The following is a 20622-nucleotide window of genomic DNA, read 5'->3' as shown; positions in this document are numbered from 1 at the left end:
TAAACTCAGTTTGTGGGTGTGCTGCAAGAAACGCACGTCCGGGTGCAAAAATGAGCTTAGATGGGGCAAAAAAACCAGACCATTTAATTACCGTTTTTGCAGGTGTTGACAAAGATGCAGTTGATGCTGCCAGACAACATATGTTCCCTTTTCCTCCGTCATCGCCAAGTATGGCTTTATTCAAAAACGGAGAATTAGTTCACATGTTAGAGCGTCACCATATTGAAGGTCGCCCAGCTGAATTAATTGCTGAGAATTTGCAAGATGCTTTTAACGAGTATTGCTAATTAAGTTGCTGAGGTTCTGAGTAACTAAGGTTATAAGTTTATATGAAGACTGTCTATTTTAGGCAGTCTTTTTTATTTGAAGCTAATCCAGCTGTCCGCTGTATCTTTTGTGCTATCCTGAAACCTCGGGACTGGCACAAAAGTATGCCGCTTTCATCTGGGCTAAAAATTAGAAATACTAAGAACGTTTATTTTTGAAATTCATTTTTTTAAACTTAGAACCTTAGCAACTTAGATTCTCAACACCTTTGTAGCTACGAACCTTTGCAACTCTGAACCTTTTTCCCTACTTTTGCACCTCAAATAATTTCTCAACTTAAATTAGTTTATAGCATGCAACTGTATAACACTTTAAGCGCAGAAGAAAGAGCCATCATGATTGATGATGCCGGAAAACAACGATTAACGTTGTCTTTCTATGCTTATGCGCAAATTTCAAATCCAACTCAATTTCGTAACGACTTATTTTTAGCTTGGAATCCGCTTGGGGTTTTAGGCCGAATTTATGTAGCCCATGAAGGAATCAATGCTCAATTATCTCTTCCGGCGGATCATTTCTATGAATTTAAAGATACCATAGAAAAGTATGATTTTATGAAAGGGATTCGTTTGAATATTGCGGTTGAGCATGATGATCATTCCTTTTTAAAGTTGACTGTAAAAGTTCGTGATAAAATTGTGGCTGATGGTTTAGATGATGAAACATTTGATGCAACAAACATTGGAATTCACTTAAAAGCCAAAGAATTCAATGATTTATTAAATGATCCAAATGTTGTCGTGGTCGATATGCGTAATCATTATGAAAGCGAAATTGGTCATTTCTCGCAAGCAATTCGCCCAGATGTTGATACTTTTCGCGAAAGCCTGCCTATTATTGAAGAGCAATTAGCAGAACATAAACAAGACAAGAAATTGTTGATGTATTGTACAGGAGGAATCCGTTGCGAAAAAGCAAGTGCTTACTTCAAACATAAAGGTTTTGAAAATGTATATCAGCTTGAAGGCGGAATTATCGAATATACCCGTCAGGTAAAAGCAGAAGGTTTAGAAAGTAAATTCATTGGAAAAAACTTTGTATTTGATCATCGTTTAGGTGAACGAATTACAGACGATATTGTTTCGCAATGCCATCAATGCGGAAAACCTTGTGATGTGCATACTAATTGTGCGAACGAGGGCTGTCATTTACTTTTTATTCAGTGTGAAGAATGTGCTCAGTCAATGGAAGGTTGTTGTTCTACCGAATGTGTTACCATAATTCATTTACCCGAAGAAGAGCAAAAAGCTATTAGACGTGGCATTAAAAACGGAAATAAAATTTTCAAAAAAGGAAAATCTGATGTTTTGACTTTCAAAAACAATCAGGATCCTTTAGCTGCTGTTCCTAATCTTAGTGATATGGTAAAATCAAAAACCGTTGCTAAAAAAGAAGTAAAAATCAAAAAACAATACATAGGAAAAGGAACTCACTTTTTCCCAAAGCCATCTATTGGTCAGTTTTTAATTGAAGAAAACGAAATCAAAGTTGGAGATACTGTTTTAATCAAAGGTTCAACTACCGGAGAACAAAAACTGATAATCGAAAAGATGTTTGTAAATGATATTGTAGCTGAAAAAGCTGTTTCAGGCGATACATGTACTTTCAAAATACCATTCAGAATAAGATTGTCGGATAAAATCTATAAAGTTTTAGAATAATTTATCATGACATTTAATAACAAAATTGAACTTATGGCTCCCGCAGGGAGCTTTGAGTCACTTCAGGCTGCGCTTGATAATGGCGCGGATTCTATCTACTTTGGTGTAGAACAACTCAACATGCGTGCGCGTTCAACCGTAAATTTTACCATGGATGATTTACAGGAAATCGCTAATCGCTGTGAAGCAAAAAGCGTAAGAAGTTATCTAACGTTGAACACGATTATTTACGATCATGATTTATCTGTCGTAAAAACATTATTGAACAAAGCTAAAGAAGCTAATATTACCGCGGTAATTGCATCTGATCAGGCTGTAATTGCAATGGCAAGAACAATTGGTATGGAAGTTCATATTTCTACTCAATTGAACGTCACAAACATCGAAACTATAAAATTCTATAGTTTATTTGCTGATACAATGGTTTTAAGCCGTGAATTGAGTTTGCGTCAGGTAAAAAGCATCACCAATCAAATTGAGAAAGAACAAATAAAAGGTCCAAACGGAAATTTAGTTGAAATTGAAATTTTTGGACATGGTGCTTTGTGTATGGCGGTTTCAGGAAAATGTTATTTGAGTTTGCATTCGCATAATTCATCTGCAAATCGTGGTGCCTGTAAACAGAACTGTCGTAAAAAATATACCGTAATTGATCAGGAAACTGGTTTTGAAATAGAACTTGATAACGAATATATGATGTCGCCTAAAGACTTATGCACATTAGATTTTCTCGATCAGGTTATAGATTCGGGAATTCAGGTTTTAAAAATTGAAGGTCGCGGTCGTGCGCCGGAATATGTGGCAACGGTTATCAAAACCTATCGAGAAGCTATCGATTCTTATTATGAGAAATCTTTCTCTAAAGAAAAGGTTTCTATTTGGATGGAAGCTTTAAACACGGTTTATAATCGTGGTTTCTGGTCAGGCTATTATCTGGGTCAGGAATTAGGAGAATGGAGTGATATCCCAGGATCTGCAGCAACTCAAAAGAAAGTTTATGTAGGTAAAGGAACTCATTATTTCCCGAAAGCAGAAGTAGGTCAATTTAAAATTGAAGCATACGATATTAAAATTGGCGATAAAATCCTTGTAACGGGACCAAGTACCGGAGCGCAGGAAATGATTATTAATGAAATGTTTGTAAATGATTTGGTTTCTGAAAAAGCTACTAAAGGAGACGATTGTACTTTTAAGCTGCCTTTCAGAATCAGAATGTCTGATAAATTATATAAAATTGTTGAGGCATAATGGTTATTGTAACTTTACAAAGAGACAAATGCATCGGTTGTAATTACTGCGTAGAAATGGATCCGGTGCATTTTCAAATGTCTAAAAAAGATGGAAAATCGGTATTGATTCACTCAGTAAATGCAAAAGGATTTTTTACTTTAAAATCTACAAATCATACTATTGTTGAGAGTTGTGAATTGGCAGCTAAGGCTTGTCCTGTGAAGATTATAAGTGTTAAGGAAACTTAGATATATTTAAAAAACACAAAGCCCCATTTTTATGAAAAATGGGGCTTTGTGTTTTAAATTACGGAAAAATAAATGCTATAAATGCATTGTTAATGAACAGGACTTTGGGTACAAGAACAATTACTAATTCCGCGAAGGAAATCAATTCCAATAGTGATAACATGCGTTCCTGAATTATAAGCTCCAAGTTGGTTTAATGACGCCTGATAGGAATATCCAAAATAGAAATCATTCTTTTTAAACCCTGCCATTGGCCCAACCATTAAAGGTTCTAAAGGCTGATCGTTTAGGAAACGGTAAGAAATTCCAATCCAGAAATAATCCTCGTAACGATTATATTGTCGGTACTTAAAATTAAGATCCGTACTGGAACGTTTATCGCTGGCAAACATTTGATAATAAACAGAAGGTTCAAATTCAACTCTGTCGGTAGCCCCTTTAAAAACGTATCCGGTATATATCTGATAATTTCGGAGTAAATTTGGTTCGATGCCGGTAAATTGGTCTATTTTTTTATCCAGAATGTTGCTGACATTCAGACTCAAATAAAAGCCTTTATTTCTATATAAAGCTCCTACATCAAAATTACTGTTAGACATATAGCGATTATTTGTAATACCCGGATCTGAAACAGGATTTTCATATGTAGGTTTGAATTCGTCGATATTAATTTTAAAGTTATTAAAGTTATATGAAATTCCCAGAGACAAATATTGCTTGGAATAATAATCCAGGATCAGGTGATGGGCAAATGATACTTTGGCTCCCATTTGTTCTGTATAGCCGTTACTGTCATTATAAAGTGAGATTCCAACTCCTGAACGGTCTAAAATCCTAAAATCGGCATATAAGGACTGGTTATCTGGTGCATCTTTAATCCCAACCCATTGGGTTAGACCATTGGCACGTATTCTTAGGTTATCACCAATACCTGCATATGTAGGGGAGATAACAAATGAATTATCCGCTAAGTATTGTGTAAAAACGGGTAAGTTTAATTCCTGTCCGTAACCTGATGTTATAACCAGAAGTATAATTGATATAATAATTTTTTTCATTGTATTGTAAGTTTTAGACAACATAATTATATTATTAGTTATCTGTAAAGGGTGAAATGTCCAACAAACTCTCTGTTATCCTTATTGTCATTCAATTTGAATACATACCAGTAATCACCGGTAGATAACTCTGCTCCATTGTATTTTCCATCCCATTTCTGACCGAATTTATAATTGCCTATTATGCGTCCATATCTATCAAAGATTGTAAATGTTAATTGTTTATAGTTTACGCTGCATCCGGGTCCCATTCATCGTTAATACCGTCTCCATTTGGAGTAAAATGATTAGGAATACAAAGGTCTATGTATTCAAAATATCTTGATGCGGTAGCAGTACATCCGTTTTGATCTGTGACCGTGACCGTATACATTCCTGATTTGTATATGATGAATTTATTTGCCGTTCCATTGGCTGTTTCATCTAAAGAGTATCTGTATTGACCTGCGCCACCAGTAGTTGTTGCAACGATTTCGTTTAATTCTCCATCTGCAAGTGTTAATGCCAGGGGTTCAATGTGGTTAATACTAAATTCTTTTGTAGGCTGAATACAACCATTTGCATGCCTTGCATATATAATGTGATTACCTGAAATGACATTTGTAAATATGTTTTCAATTTGATAGACCCCATCTTCTTTATCAAGAGCATAATCTACATCATCAGGATTGGTAATAGTTTTGTCAATCGTTACAATTACTGAATTTGAAGATGCATTGTTTTTGCATGCTGTATCAATATGCACAACAGGATTTATTGCGATGCCGTCTGGAATATTTACTTCAAGTTGATTACTACAACCTGATGAATCCTTGATATATACAATATGTTTACCTCCAGAAAGATTTACAAAATCGAATATTTTTTGTTCCGACAGACCTTGCGAAAAATTACCATATTGCTTATCTAAACTATAGCTGTAAGGTGTATTTCCTTCTGAAATTTGAATGCTAAAACTGCCGTCTTTATCGCCAGCACAGAATTCGGGTAAAATACTATTGATTATAAGCGAAGCACTTAACGATCCGATGGTTAAATTCAGGATCTCATCTGCGGTACATCCGTCTTTTTCAACGGTAACCGAAGCAGATTCAGAATATTCGATTCCGTTCACGGCCCAGGTATATTTCTCGCCTGCACAGATATTCTCCGTGGTTGTAATTGCTGTTGGTTTTGTTCTGACAGTAATCTTACCTATTGCAGCTACATCTCCGCATTCCCCTGTTAAGGGTATCAAATATTCAAATGTTCCTGCTTCTCTTGGGGTCCCGCTAATTGTAATAATATTTGAATTCCAGGCCGCAGTAACTCCTTCAGGCAATCCTTTTGCTGTACCTATACCGGTTGCACCTGTTGTAGTATGAGTAATATCGGTCAATACTGTATTAATACATAAAGTTGGTGTAGCTGAAACTAATCCTACAGTGTTATCTTCTTTAATTATAAAAGTTGCAGGAACTCTTGCAGAACATGAAGATGCATCACCTGCATAATAAGTTGTTGAACCAGGTGTGTTTGTATTTAACATGCCAGAATTGGGCACTTCTACAGGATTTAAATAAGGTCCCCAACCTATTGGATCCCCACCAGTCATGTCAGCATACCATAAATTTACGGGTGTTAAATAAAATCCTCCTCCTATAGGCGGTGTAAGTGTCCAAGTGTAATCAGTAGTATAATTTGGATCGTTATATGCATTAATAATGGACACTAATGTATAAAGTGTTCCTACTTCAAGATATGCTGTTAAAACAGGAGTTTTCTCTCCAATAAAACCATAATCATCATCTTCTGCAATCCATGTACCATCTTCCGGACATGTTCCTAATAGGTAATTTCCTTTATAAATATATCCAGCTCTATAAAACACATTTTCGCCTGTCATTTGCAAGGAATATGTTCCTGATATATTTACAGAAAAAGAAATTTCTTTATAACTTCCGTAAATATTTTCATGAAAAAGGCATTTTGGATCGGTTTCACTTCTACGAGCAGGCATCAATGATTTAGGATCTGTGGTGGCATTCCAAGTGCCCGTAAATACGGTTACAGGTGCTGGAATCACTGCTGAACCTGAAGTTGCTGTTAATAATCCTGTTTCACCTTTACATATTTCAACTCCTGTTGTGGTCACATTGGCTGGTGAAGTTACTGTTATTGTTCCGTTTGCATTTATATTCCCACATCCTCCTGTTAATGGAATACTATATTCAAATACACCTGATTCTGTTGGTGTACCGCTAATTGTAATAATATTTAAATTCCATGAAGCAATTACTCCTTTCGGCAGTCCTGTTGCTGTACCTATACCGGTTGCTTCTGTTGTAGTATGAGTGATATTAGTCAATGCTGTATTAATACACAAATTGGGCGAAATTGATGCATTTCCAACAGTTGAAACATTCGTAATAACAAAATCTGCTGGAGTTCTCGAAGAGCTATCAGTTCCGTTATCTACATAATAAGTTTTGGTACCTGTTGTATTTGTATCTAATAAACCTGAACCTATTATTCCAACTGGATTAAAGAAATTTCCCCAACCTATAGGAGTGCCACCAGTTGCTGAAGAATACCAATAGTTTAAAGTGTTTAATAAAAATTGTCCTCCTGCAGGAGGTTCAACTGTCCAGGTATAATCTCCAATAAAGGTACCTTCATTATTTGCCCAAACGGTAGATATTAATGTGTAAGTAACTCCGGCAACTAAATTGGTTGTCATTATAGGCTCTTGATTTGGAGAACCATTATCATCTGTTCCTATAATCCAGGTGCCGCCTCCTGAACAATTGCCGGGAGTAAAGTTTCCTGAATAAATATAGGCCGCACCATCATATTCATTTGTGTCGGTCATTGTGAATTTATAAATACCAGAAAGACTTACTGTAAAGGTAGTTGCTGTATAATTTCTTTTGCCAGATGTATAAAACTGACATGTAGTCGAATTATTCATATATGTATATGGTACAAATGCCTGAGGATCTGTTGCTGCATTCCAATGACCTGAAAATGTAGTAACTGCAACAGAAGAGTTTGTTGCTGTTAATAATCCGGTTTCACCTTTACATATTGTAACTCCTGTAGTAACTATAGGCGGTAATTTTGGATTTACTGTTACATCATCCGTTAAACTAAATGCTCCGTTAAAATTAAAACCAGAAACCTTTTCTCCTGATGCATATGTCTTTTGCTCTGCGAATCCATTAATAAAAGGTGTTATTCTTCTACTTGTTTGCACAGGATCAAAATATTCTGCCTGAGCGGCAACATTATATGTGCCGGATTCTATTGCGGAGGATGTTTTTCCTTTTAATAAAATTGTTACGGTTCCATTAATTGGAATATTAAATTCTCCAATTGTAGGACTATCTGCCAGACCGACGTACGATAATGCTCCTGTCGGGCCAGAAGCATTTCCGGTATAAATTGCTGTAGCAGAATCAAAAATAACTCCATCAGAAAACAAAAAATACAATGAAACATTTTTAGCGTTACCATTACCTGAATTGGTTATTTTGACTTCGTATGAAACAATTTCATCCGGAATATTTAAAATTGATTTGGTTAACGAAGTAACATCTGTTTTTAAAGAAGCCAAACAGCTATTATTAGTTGTATCTGCAGGAGAATTACTATAGGTAATTGTAGAAATATTTGATGTTTTACCGTAAGAATCATTAAAAGTATAATCTATGGCTACTGTTCCTTCAATAGTAGTATTTTCAGGTGTAAATGCAACCTTTCCGGTAATTGAATTGTAAGTAAATGTGCCTTTGCCTGGTACGGTTTTCGAAACTTGAATACCATCAAGAGATGTGTCTAAATCTACTGATTCCCTATTTATTGTTCCAAGTGTATTGACGGTTCCATTATTATTAACGTTTATATCGATAGCAGTCTCAGCTTTCAATCCTGCACAACCTGAAAAACTAACAGGATTTGCTTTTGGTTCAAGAAGAGTAGACAGATCTACAGAAAGATTTAGATTTCTTATTTCATGAAAATTTGTAATATTGCCTGTTGAAGAAGAAAGTGCAAATTTTAAGTTAGAAGGTGCAGGAGTTGTATATTCATAATTGTTAATAATTAAATCCTTAACATTTCCATGAGTTATATAAATATCAATGAAAAAGCCTCCGTTTGTGCGAGGTTTTAATGCTATTTCGATTTTTCTAAAACCAGCTTTAGTATTGTCAATTGCTGACCTGTCCATACCTGCCAGATTAAATAAAAGCGGAGAAACTGTGGTTTGCTTACTTGTTAAATAAGGATATCCTGTAGTGCCAGAACCGGCTCCTCTAAGAGTAATACTGCTTGGTAACTGTCCGACGCCGTCTGTTTTACCTAAATTAGATGAAAAATTACCAAATTCATCAATTCCTACCCCTAAATATCCTCCTGAAAAACCTTTTACTCCATTTTCTCCTTGAGCATATCCCAAGGAACCGCCAAAAGCACCTGCTTTAATTGGAGAAGCTGCTGCGTCAAATAATATAAAAGCAATACCATCAGCCCCATTTCCTCCATGTGTATAATATTCAAACGAAATGGTCATTCCGTACGCAGACGGAAACGCATAAGTATTAGACCATACGGTACCTTGTTGTTGAGTTTGTTTATTTGTTAATCTTAAATAGCCATCCCCATTTAGATCATTGTATCCCTCTCTGTTTCCAGTTCCACCAGTCAAATATGCGGCTGGTGTTCCTCCAAATTCTATTCGGGTTGCGGTTGCGTCTTTAAAACTCTCAAAAAAAGGAAATTGAGCTCTTATTTGAAAAGTAGTGAAAAATAAAAAAGTTAAAAAAATTAGTTTAACACTTGTAAACTTCTTATAAGTAATTGTGTACATAGTTGATTAATAATAAGGATTGCAGTAAATTTTTATTCATTGATAAATTCTAAGCAGTAGTGAAACTGGCCCTTATCAAATAGGGCATGAATTTATATTTCATTAATCGTTAACAAAATTTGAATAACGACAAATATTCAGGGCATTTTTTCAGAATACAAAATTCTTCTTTTGTGCTCTGAAAACTTGACAGCAAAAGTTATAATAGTATTAGAATACGGCAATATATTAAGGATGGTAGAAATGATTATATATTGATAATGAGTGGATTATCTATTTAACAGACCTTTAGAATAATGCATAAAAAGCAAACTAAAAAAAATACTATCTTTACCGTTCAAACGTTTATGAACTTAAGTTGCTTTTATGCAACACTACATATATAATTATGGCATGTACAAGTTGTTCAACCTCAGATGGTGGTGCACCAAAGGGTTGTAAAAATAATGGGACTTGCGGTACCGATAGCTGCAATAAATTGACGGTTTTTGACTGGCTTTCTAACATGAGCCCGTCTAACGGAGAGGCAATTTTTGATTGTGTTGAAGTTCGTTTTAAAAACGGACGTAAGGAATTTTTTAGAAATACAGAAAAATTAACGTTAAGCATTGGTGATATTGTAGCAACTGTTGCATCACCTGGACATGATATTGGGATTGTTACTTTGACAGGAGAATTGGTTAAAATTCAAATGAAGAAAAAAGGTGTCAATCACGAAAGCAATGAAGTGCCAAAAATCTACCGTAAAGCTTCTCAAAAAGATATTGATATTTGGTCTGTAGCACGTGATCGCGAAGAACCAATGAAAGTTCGTGCGCGTGAATTAGCGATTCAGCACAAATTGGAAATGAAAATATCAGATATTGAATTTCAGGGAGATGGATCAAAAGCTACATTTTACTACACAGCAAATGACAGAGTCGATTTTAGACTTTTGATTAAAGATTTTGCAAAAGAATTTAGTACCAGAGTAGAGATGAAACAAGTTGGTTTTCGTCAGGAAGCAGCGCGTTTAGGCGGTATTGGTTCGTGTGGTAGAGAATTGTGCTGTTCAACCTGGTTAACAGATTTTAGAAGTGTCAATACATCAGCAGCTCGTTACCAACAGCTTTCTTTGAATCCTCAGAAATTAGCGGGACAGTGCGGGAAATTAAAGTGTTGTTTGAATTATGAGCTTGATACTTACATGGATGCATTAAAAGATTTTCCTGATTATGACACTAAATTAGTGACTGAAAAAGGAGATGCAATCTGTCAGAAACAAGATATTTTTAAAGGTTTAATGTGGTTTGCTTACACAAATAATTTCGCAAACTGGCACGTTTTAAAAATTGATCAGGTAAAAGAAATTATTGCCGAGAATAAATTGAAAAACAAAGTTTCATCTTTAGAAGATTTTGCTATTGAAGAAAATTTAGAACCTGAAAAAGACTTTAATAATGCAATGGGGCAGGAAAGTTTAACTCGTTTTGACCAACCTAAAAGAAAGAAAAAACCAAATCGCAAACGCAAAACTGATGCAGAAGCAGCGATTGTGGCAACTCCAAACAAACCTCAGGCAACTCCAAATCAGAATAAACCAGCGGGGAATGTAAATCCAAATCCAAATAAAGGAAACAAACCGAATAATAATAAGCCAAATCAGTCGAATAAACCTAAGAATTCGAACGATGCTAAACCGGCTGAACCTAGAAAACCTATAATTATTACTAAAAATGAGAATAAAAAATAGTGCTATTCTTCTTTTGGTTGCAATACTCCTTTTTTCATGTGATAAAAAAAGAGTATTTGATGAGTACAAATCTGTTGGAAGTGCCTGGGATAAAGACAGTATTGTAACCTTTGATCTGCCAGTTTTAGATTCAACCAAAAAATACAACTTATTTATAAATTTGAGGGACAATAACAATTATCCGTTCAAAAATTTGTTTTTAATTGTAGCTATTGAAACACCAAGCGGATTTACTAAAGTAGATACTTTAGAATATGAAATGGCAAAGCCTGACGGAACCTTACTTGGAAACGGTTTTACAGACATAAAAGAAAGTAAATTGTATTACAAAGAAGGAGTAAAGTTTAAAGGAAAATACAAAGTACACATTAAACAAGCCGTTAGGGAATCAGGGAAAATACCCGGAGTTCAGGCTCTAGATGGTATTACAGACGTAGGTTTTAGAATAGAACAAAAAGATTAGAAAAATAGTTATGGCCACTAAAAAAAACAATCAACCTAATAGTACTAAAGATATTAACTACTATAAAAAGAAATTCTGGAGAATTTTTGCCTACTCTTTATTAGGTGTTTTAGCATTCTTCTTATTTGCATCCTGGGGATTATTCGGGTCGATGCCTTCTTTTGAAGATTTAGAAAATCCGGATTCTAATCTGGCTACAGAAATCATTTCATCTGATGGAGTAGTTATTGGTAAGTATTTCAAAACCAACAGATCGCAGCTTAAATATTCTGATTTACCAAAAAGTTTAGTTGAAGCTTTGGTTGCCACCGAAGATGCTCGTTTTTATGAACATTCAGGAATTGACGGACGCGGAACTTTAAGAGCCGTTTTCAGTTTAGGAACTAATGGAGGCGCGAGTACTTTAACACAACAATTAGCAAAACAATTATTTCACGGAGAAGGATCTAAGTTTCTTCCCTTCAGGATTGTACAAAAAATAAAAGAATGGATTATTGCCATTCGTCTTGAACGACAATATACTAAAAATGAGATTCTTGCAATGTATTGCAACGTTTATGATTTCGGAAATTATTCTGTTGGAGTAAGTTCTGCTGCACAAACCTATTTCTCTAAAGATCCACAGGATTTAACAATGGATGAATCGGCAATTTTAGTCGGAATGTTCAAAAACTCTGGATTGTATAATCCGGTTCGTAATCCTGAAGGAGTAAAAAACCGTCGTAACGTCGTGCTTTCTCAAATGGAAAAAGCAAAAATGATTTCTACTTCAGAAAAATTAAAATTGCAGGCTTTGCCAATTGCTTTGCACTTTAAATTAGAAAGTCATCGTGAAGGAACCGCTACATATTTTAGAGAATATCTTCGTGATTACATGAAAAAATGGGTTTCTGAAAACAAAAAACCGGACGGATCTGATTATGATATCTACAAAGATGGTTTAAAAATTTATACGACTATTGATTCCAGAATGCAGTTGCACGCTGAAGAAGCAGTTTCTGAACACATGAAAAATTTACAACAACAATTTTTTATAGAACAGAAAAATAATAAAAATGCACCATTTGTAAATATTACTCAGGCAGAAACAGAGAAACTTATGATGCAAGCCATGAAAAATTCTACACGATGGGCAGTTATGAAAGAATCTGATAAAAGCGATGATGATATTATTGCTTCATTCAAAGTAAAAACAAAAATGCGCATATTTACCTGGAAAGGAGAACGCGACACAGTAATGACTCCAATGGATTCTATTCGTTATTTCAAACACTTTTTACAATCTGGCTTAATGGCAATGGAACCTCAAACCGGAAACATTAAAGCGTGGGTTGGAGGAATTAATTATAAATATTTCCAGTACGATCACGTTGGGCAGGGAGCAAGACAAGTAGGTTCTACATTTAAGCCGTTTGTTTACGCAACAGCAATTGAACAATTAAATATGTCTCCTTGTGATTCAATTCTTGACGGACCTTTTATGATTCACAAAGGGCGTCATAATGTTACGGCAGATTGGGAGCCAAGAAATTCTGATAACAGATACCGCGGAATGGTTACGTTAAAACAAGGTTTGGCAAACTCAATCAATACGATTTCGGCTAAATTAATAGATCGTGTAGGGCCTGAAGCTGTTGTAGAATTGACACACAAATTAGGTGTTAAAACCGAAATTCCGGCGCAGCCATCTATCGCACTTGGAGCTGTAGATATTACCGTTGAAGATATGGTTGCTGCTTACAGCACATTTGCAAATCAGGGAGTTTATGTAAAACCACAATTTTTAAGCCGTATCGAGAACAAAAGCGGAGAGGTTATTTATGAACCAATTCCAGAATCTCATGATGTTTTAAACAAAGATATTGCCTTTGCAGTAATCAAATTACTTCAGGGAGTTACTGAAACCGGTTCAGGTGCACGTTTACGTACACAAGGCGGAGGAAGCGGAGACAATCGCTGGACAGGATATCCTTATATGTTCACAAACCCAATTGCTGGTAAAACCGGAACAACTCAAAACCAGTCTGATGGTTGGTTTATGGGAATGGTTCCAAACTTGGTAACTGGAGTTTGGGTAGGTTGCGAAGATCGTTCGGCACGTTTCAAAAGTTTAACTTACGGACAAGGAGCTACAGCAGCATTGCCAATTTGGGGTTACTTCATGAAACTTTGTTATGCAGATCCTGGACTTCAGGTTTCGAAAGCAGAGTTTGAACGTCCGGCTAATCTTTCTATAAAGGTAGATTGTTACAGCAGACCGGCAGTTGTAAAAGACACGACAGCAACAGAACAAAATACAGACGAATTCGAACTGTAGTTTTTTAGTCACAGTTTTCAGTTACAGTTGCTTCTTGCAAAATAATAATAATTAAAAATATCCTTTTGTGCTTTCTGAATTTTTGGAAGATGCAAAGGTATTTTTTTTTGAATTTTATAAAAGAGTTCCATTGGAACAAAACATATTGTAGGATGTCCCTAGACTTCGGGCAATGTCATTAAGTTAGCTTTTAAAAAATAAAATCATTGCAAATCAAATCCGTTTATATCCGCGTTTTTACGAAGTAAATCTGTTTTATCCGCGTCAAAATTAGACGCTGATTTTACTGATTCGCTAAAGCGAAAAAGCTGATAAAAACGGATTTTCTAATTACTTTCTTAATTAAACTGTTAAGCAATTTTAGATTTCCCATAAATCAATTCAAATGAATCATTGCCGTGATTTTATTTTTACGAAATCGTTATAATTTAATCTAAAAATCTTATTTTTATCAAAAATATACGCTAATAAAGACAGTTTGTTATGATTACAAAAAAAGTAAATAACGTTCAGGAAGCTACAGTAGGAATCGAAACCGGAATGACCATAATGTTTGGTGGATTTGGTCTATGCGGAATTCCTGAAAATACGATTGCAGCATTAGTAAATACAACAATTTCAGATTTAACTTGTATTTCGAACAATGCCGGAGTTGACGATTTTGGTTTGGGATTGCTTTTGCAAAAGAAACAAGTCAAGAAAATGATTTCATCTTATGTTGGTGAAAATGCTGAATTCGAACGTCAGATGCTTTCCGGAGAATTGGAAGTTGAATTGACACCACAAGGTACTTTAGCCGAACGTTGTCGCGCTGCACAAGCCGGAATCCCAGCTTTCTTTACACCCGCAGGTTACGGAACTGAAGTTGCCGAAGGAAAAGAAGTTCGTGAATTCAACGGTAAAATGCATATTATGGAAGAAGCTTTCAAAGCCGACTTTGCCATTGTAAAAGCCTGGAAAGGTGACGAAGCCGGAAATCTAATCTTTAAAGGAACAGCCAGAAACTTTAATGCCTGTATGGCTGGAGCAGCAAAAATTACAATTGCCGAAGTTGAAGAACTAGTTCCCGTTGGTACTTTAGATCCAAATCAAATTCATATTCCTGGAATTATGGTACAACGTATCTTTCAGGGAGAAAAATTTGAAAAAAGAATCGAACAGCGCACAGTAAGGCAGAAGAAGTAGATAATGAGAAAATTTGATAGTTGATAATGAATTAACGCAAACATGTTGCGTTAATAATTTATTATTTTTAAATATACGAAAATCAGATAATTAATAATAAATACATAAAGCAAAACACTAATAATGTTGAAGCTTGTAAATGATCTAATTATCAAATTTCCTAAATTGGCACATCTCAATGATACACTAAAAATATGAGTAGACTTTTTTACATAATTCTGGTTTCTTTTTTATCATTTCAGACTTTTGCCCAAACAACAAATGATCTTCGAAAACAGCTTAAAGAGATAATTGCAACTAAAAATGCGACAGTAGGAATAGCTATTAAAAATATTGAAGATAAAGACACTTTAAGTATTAACGGAAATTTAAAAACTCCATTAATGAGCGTTTTTAAATTTCATATTGCATTAACGGTTTTAAATAAAGTCGACGAAGGAAAACTTTTGCTGACTCAAAAAATATTTGTAAAAAAGAAAGACCTTCTTCCTGAGACCTGGAGTCCAATTCGGGAAGAATATCCTAATGGAGATATGTATTTGACTTTAGATCAATTGTTGAGATATACCGTTTCCCACAGTGATAATAATGGATGCGATATTCTTCTTAATTTAATTGGCGGAACGAAAACAGTACAAAAATTTATAAATAAACAAGGCATTAAAGACTTCGTAATTAAGGTCAACGAAAAGCAAATGATGATTTGGGAGAATCTGTATGTGAATACAACTACTCCATTAGCAACAGTTGAATTGCTTGAAAAGTTTTATAAAAGAGAAATTCTAAAAGAAGCAACAACAAAGTATTTGTATCAGATAATGATTGAAACGTCGAGAGGACTTACGTGGATGAAAGCAGGTCTTCCTGAAAATACAGAATTGGCGCACAGAACTGGAATTTCCGGAACTAACAGCGCTAATTTAAGAGTCGCAATGAACGATATAGGAATTGTAAAACTCCCAAATGGAAAACATCTGATTATTGCCGTGTTTATGAAAAACATTACAGAAGAAAAAGAAAATACCGAAAAAATAATCGCAGATATTACCAAAGCAACGTGGGATTATTTTACGAAAAGAGACAAAACAAATTAGATAATTGTAATTATTTAGATTGCGTAAGTAAGGCATTATATAATTATCAAATTTTCTAATTGACACATTAAATAAATTAACACATTGAAAATATGTTAACAAAAGAAGATATTGCAAAACGTATTGCAAAAGAAGTAAAAGACAGATATTTTGTCAATCTTGGTATTGGGATTCCAACTTTGGTAGCAAATTATGTCAGAGAAGATATTGCAGTTGAATTTCAAAGCGAAAACGGCGTTCTTGGAATGGGACCTTTTCCTTTTGCAGGAGAAGAAGATGCTGATATTATCAACGCAGGAAAGCAAACCATTACAACGCTTCCGGGAGCCAGTTTTTTTGATTCGGCTTTTAGTTTCGGAATGATTCGCAGCCAGAAAGTAGATTTAACCATTTTAGGAGCAATGGAAGTTTCTGAAAACGGAGATATCGCAAATTGGAAAATTCCCGGCAAAATGGTAAAAGGAATGGGAGGAGCAATGGATTTAGTGGCTTCCGCCGAAAATATCATCGTAGCCATGATGCACGTAAACAAAGCAGGTGAATCTAAAATTTTAAAAAAGTGTACTTTGCCATTAACCGGCGTAGGATGCGTTAAAAAGGTTGTGACTGAATTAGCAGTTCTGGAAGTGACTCAAAAGGGTTTTAAGCTCTTAGAACGTGCTCCAGGAGTTTCTGTTGAACACATTATCGCTTCAACTGAAGCAGATTTAATCATTGAAGGAGATATTCCAGAAATGGATATTTAAATAATTCTTACTTTTTAGTAAAAATGCATAAAGGCTGACTTTTAAAAAAAGGTCAGCCTTTTTTGTAAGAATAAAATACGGTCAATAAAAGTGTATATTTCCAGTAAAATTGGCGTCTCAGCAGTTTTGTAATGTATAAGTTATTATAAATCAATCATATAATTATTTTTTGGGTGTTTTTTTTGAGAAATCTGCATCATTTGTTAAATAAATGTAAATTTTAAGTAAAAAATGTTGCATTTTATCGATTAACGGCAAATTTCATCGATTATCTGACATAAATAAAATACTTTTATCTTTAAAATAAAGTATTTACCTACATTAAGTATTTTATTTGTAATCATTTAACCAAACTCAAAAACAAATTTAATTATGGAAAGAAAATTACCAAAAATTATGGCATCAACGGTTGTCATTCTTACATTTTCAGTAGCGGGCTTTGCCCAAAACACGGACAAACGGATTAATCAGAAAAGTGTATCTGAAAACGGACAACCAAGTTTAATTACGTTTAGTGATAAATCAAGTTACAAAGAAGCTGATTATAATACTGTTTTTAAAGAACAACTAGGTTTAAAAGACAATCAATCTTTTTCAAAAATTAAAACTGAATCAGATAAAGAAGGTTTTACGCATGAAAAATTTCAATTGTACGAGCAAGGCGTTAAAGTTGAATTTGCCAATTACACATTACATTCAAAAGCTGGAAAAGTAACCTCCATGAACGGAGAGTTTTATAATCTTGAAAATGTAAAAACTACCCCAAAATTATCTAGTCAGGCAGCTTTTGCAAAAGCGATTGCCTATACAGGAGCCCAAAAATATTTATGGGATAGCCCTGAAGATGCTGCTGCAATGGGATACGAAAAACCAAAAGGCGAACTTGTTTTATTACCAGCAATGGAAGAACAGGGACAAGAAAGAAAAAGCGATAAAGTAAGATTGGCGTATAAATTTGATATTTATGCTACTAATCCCTTAAGCCGTGGTGATCTTTATATTGATGCTCAAACCGGAGCAGCATTGTTTTATAATGCCACAATAAAACATCTTCATGATAATGTTCACAGCAAAATAACTTCGGCTACAGCCAAAAATCAACAAAATAATGCAGCTGCTATGGCATTTGTTGCGGCAAATGCAGCAACTCGCTATAGTGGAACTCAAACTATTCAGACAAGTTTAAGCGGATCTTCTTATATTTTATCAGATGTAACACGCGGAAACGGAGTTCAGACTTACAACTCTGCAAGAACGGCAACTTACCCAACAACAAATTTCACTGATGCTGATAATAACTGGACAGCAGCCGAATTTAATAACACTAATAAAGACAATGGCGCATTAGATGCACATTGGGGCGCTGAAATGACCTATGATTATTGGTCAGCGGTACACGGAAGAAATAGTTATGATAATGCCGGAGCTAAAATTAAAAGTTATGTGCATTATAATTTAGTTGCAGCAGGATATCCTGATAACAATAACGCATTCTGGAACGGAAGCGTTATGACATACGGTGACGGAACAGGAACTGGTGGATTTGATATTTTAACAGCAATGGATGTCGCTGGACACGAAATTGGTCACGCCGTTTGTACTTATACAGCAAACCTTGCCTATCAAAAAGAATCCGGAGCAATGAACGAAGCATTCTCTGATATTTGGGGAGCATGTATTGAATATCGTGCAGCGCCAACAAAATCAACCTGGTTAGTTGGAGAAGATATAGAAAGAAGAAGCGGTCACCTGGCGCTACGTTCTATGAGCGATCCAAACTCTGAAGGGCAACCGGATACTTACGGCGGAACTTACTGGGTAAACGTAAGCTGTACGCCAACAAATAATAATGATCAATGTGGAGTTCATACTAATTCAGGAGTTTTAAATCACTGGTTTTATATTTTATCAGTAGGTAAATCAGGAACAAACGATATTGGAAGCGTATATAACGTAACAGGTATTACAATTGACAAAGCTGCAAAAATTGCGTTTCGTTTAGAGAGTGTATATTTAACAGCAAACTCAACTTATGCTAACGCCAGAACTTCAGGAATACAATCAGCTATCGATTTATATGGTGCAGGTTCTGCCGAAGTTATCGCAACAACAAATGCATTTTACGCCGTTGGAGTAGGTGCAGCTTACTCAGGATCAACAGACACAGTTGCTCCATCAGCTCCGGCATCTCTTGCAGCTGCAGGAACAACCGGAACAACAACTAATTTAACATGGACAGCTTCTACAGATAATGTAGCGGTAACAGGATATAATATTTATCAGGGAACAACCCTAAAAGGTTCATCTACAACTACAAGTTATACTGTAACAGGTTTAACAGCATCAACAGCTTACACATTCAGCGTAAAAGCTAAGGATGCTGCAGGAAATCTTTCTGCTTCAAGCAATACTGTAAATGTAACAACTACTGCTGCTGGTATAACATATTGTGCATCTCAGGGTAATAGTACTGCAGATGAAAGAATTGGTAAAGTAGTATTTGGTACCATCAATAATACTTCAACAGGAACGGCCGGTTATGAAAACTACACAGCAATTTCTACAAATGCGGCAAGAGGAACTGCTTATACTATCACAATAACTCCATCTTGGACGTCAACTGTTTATAGTGAAGCATATGCTGTTTTTATAGATTATAATCAAGACGGTGATTTTTCAGATGCAGGAGAAACTGTTTACACAAAAGCAACTTCAACATCAAGCACGGCAACAGGAACAATTACAATTCCTGCAACAGCAACTCTAGGAACAACCAGAGTTAGAGTTTCTATGAAATACAACGCAATTCCAACTGCTTGTGAGGCTTTCTCTTACGGACAAGTCGAAGATTATTCAATTAACATTACTGCTTCCGGCGCAATTGTTAACCAAGAAATCGTTGCTGGATTAGTAGAAACTACTGAAACTTCAAGTTTTGCACTTTATCCAAACCCGGTTGTTGGGGAACTAAATGTTTCATTATCAAACAATACAGGATATACTTTTAGAATTATAAATACATTAGGACAACAAGTAAGTACTGGAGAACTTTCTGGAAATCCAATTGATGTAAGCAATTTAAATACTGGAGTTTATATCATTGAATTGAATAACGGAAGTAAAAGAATCGTTAAAAAATTCGCCAAAAAATAAAAGTTTTGAATTAGTAAAGATGAAAAGCCCCGTAAATACATTTTTACGGGGCTTTTTTAGTTTAAACAGGATCTAGCAAAGACGCGAAGTTTTTCATTTTTGTCATTTCAACGCAAGAAGAAATCACACGCAACTCGACAAATATTGTCACATTTGATACGGAATTCCTAGTTGTCATTTCTCCTCAAGTCAAAACGATAAACCATGCTTAAAAAGTTTGCAGCTTCGCGACTTTGCGGGATTAAATCCATCTGCGAAATCACTGGCTATATTTGCTAAAACCTTGCAAATTAAACAGCTACAAAGTAAAACTCATACGTCCAAAGTAATAAGCTCCAGTTGTTCCCATTTGAACCGGTGCATATTTAAAAACCCCGTAATAACTGTTTTCATAAATTTGTCTGTCCGGAAAAATATCAAATAAATTATTCGCTCCCAAAGCAACCTGAATTTTTGGAGTTATTTTGTATGCAACAGTTAAATCTGTGACCACTTTTCCGTTATGTTTCTGGATGCCTCCAAAAGGAAAGCCATCACGAATTACTTCTCCAAAATAAGT

General features: G+C 35.1%; 14 protein-coding genes and 1 pseudogene. 11 read left to right on the top strand and 4 right to left on the bottom strand.

Annotated features, from left to right (window positions below):
* From ACHZDT_RS10440 to ACHZDT_RS10425, 4 genes are all read left to right on the top strand, one after another.
* Positions 1–287, top strand: a 287-nt coding sequence (locus ACHZDT_RS10440) for a BrxA/BrxB family bacilliredoxin (RefSeq protein WP_394774568.1), incomplete at its 5' end; no start/stop codon positions are given.
* Between the two features lie 333 nt (positions 288–620).
* On the top strand, positions 621–1988 hold the full coding sequence (locus ACHZDT_RS10435; protein ID WP_394774567.1) for a rhodanese-related sulfurtransferase: 1368 nt from the start codon (positions 621–623) through the stop codon (positions 1986–1988).
* A 6-nt stretch (positions 1989–1994) separates the two neighbouring features.
* A complete protein-coding gene (locus tag ACHZDT_RS10430) occupies positions 1995–3236 on the top strand; it encodes a peptidase U32 family protein (protein ID WP_394774566.1) in 1242 nt (413 codons plus the stop codon).
* On the top strand, positions 3236–3466 hold the full coding sequence (locus ACHZDT_RS10425; RefSeq protein WP_394774565.1) for a ferredoxin: 231 nt from the start codon (positions 3236–3238) through the stop codon (positions 3464–3466). The genes ACHZDT_RS10430 and ACHZDT_RS10425 overlap by 1 nt, the downstream gene beginning before the upstream one ends.
* 89 nt (positions 3467–3555) lie before the next feature.
* Here the strand turns inward: ACHZDT_RS10425 and ACHZDT_RS10420 are convergent, their stop codons facing one another.
* The 3 genes from ACHZDT_RS10420 to ACHZDT_RS10410 are packed head-to-tail and all read right to left on the bottom strand — an operon-like array spanning position 3556 to position 9373.
* Complete coding sequence (locus ACHZDT_RS10420; RefSeq protein WP_394774564.1) at positions 3556–4524, bottom strand: type IX secretion system membrane protein PorP/SprF; 969 nt, start codon at positions 4522–4524, stop codon at positions 3556–3558.
* A gap of 38 nt (positions 4525–4562) precedes the next feature.
* Positions 4563–4775, bottom strand: a complete 213-nt coding sequence (locus ACHZDT_RS10415) for a T9SS type B sorting domain-containing protein (RefSeq protein ID WP_394774563.1) — start codon at positions 4773–4775, stop codon at positions 4563–4565.
* Positions 4754–9373 carry a hypothetical protein gene (locus ACHZDT_RS10410; protein WP_394774562.1) on the bottom strand — a complete coding sequence of 1540 codons (4620 nt, stop codon included), beginning with the start codon at positions 9371–9373 and terminating at the stop codon, positions 4754–4756. Before ACHZDT_RS10410 ends, ACHZDT_RS10415 begins: the two co-directional genes overlap by 22 nt.
* 388 nt (positions 9374–9761) lie before the next feature.
* Between ACHZDT_RS10410 and ACHZDT_RS10405 the strand changes: the two genes are divergently transcribed.
* The 7 genes from ACHZDT_RS10405 to ACHZDT_RS10375 all read left to right on the top strand — a co-directional run bounded on the left by ACHZDT_RS10405 (position 9762) and on the right by ACHZDT_RS10375 (position 20063).
* Positions 9762–11105, top strand: a complete 1344-nt coding sequence (locus ACHZDT_RS10405) for a stage 0 sporulation family protein (RefSeq protein ID WP_394774561.1) — start codon at positions 9762–9764, stop codon at positions 11103–11105.
* The gene (locus tag ACHZDT_RS10400) at positions 11089–11568 is read left to right on the top strand and encodes a gliding motility lipoprotein GldH (protein WP_394774560.1); all 480 of its coding nucleotides are present in this window, start codon (positions 11089–11091) and stop codon (positions 11566–11568) included. The genes ACHZDT_RS10405 and ACHZDT_RS10400 overlap by 17 nt, the downstream gene beginning before the upstream one ends.
* Before the next feature lie 10 nt (positions 11569–11578).
* On the top strand, positions 11579–13885 hold the full coding sequence (locus tag ACHZDT_RS10395; protein ID WP_394774559.1) for a penicillin-binding protein 1A: 2307 nt from the start codon (positions 11579–11581) through the stop codon (positions 13883–13885).
* 483 nt (positions 13886–14368) lie between these two features.
* The gene (locus tag ACHZDT_RS10390; RefSeq protein ID WP_394774558.1) at positions 14369–15070 is read left to right on the top strand and encodes a CoA transferase subunit A; all 702 of its coding nucleotides are present in this window, start codon (positions 14369–14371) and stop codon (positions 15068–15070) included.
* A gap of 194 nt (positions 15071–15264) precedes the next feature.
* Complete coding sequence (bla, locus tag ACHZDT_RS10385) at positions 15265–16164, top strand: class A beta-lactamase, subclass A2 (protein WP_394774557.1); 900 nt, start codon at positions 15265–15267, stop codon at positions 16162–16164.
* A 92-nt stretch (positions 16165–16256) separates the two neighbouring features.
* Entirely contained in the window at positions 16257–16910 is a 654-nt protein-coding gene (locus tag ACHZDT_RS10380) for a CoA transferase subunit B (protein WP_213303842.1), read from the top strand.
* A gap of 372 nt (positions 16911–17282) precedes the next feature.
* Positions 17283–20063, top strand: a complete 2781-nt coding sequence (locus ACHZDT_RS10375; RefSeq protein WP_394774556.1) for a M4 family metallopeptidase — start codon at positions 17283–17285, stop codon at positions 20061–20063.
* Positions 20064–20361: 298 nt separating this feature from the next.
* On the opposite strand, the pseudogene ACHZDT_RS10370 reads toward ACHZDT_RS10375, so the two are convergent.
* Positions 20362–20622 (bottom strand): annotated as a pseudogene (locus ACHZDT_RS10370) (ferric enterobactin receptor); the annotation flags it as partial.

Origin of the sequence: Flavobacterium sp. (assembly GCF_043722275.1) — a bacterium.
Classification (GTDB): Bacteria; Bacteroidota; Bacteroidia; order Flavobacteriales; family Flavobacteriaceae; genus Flavobacterium.
This window is presented reverse-complemented; position numbering and strand designations above follow the sequence as displayed.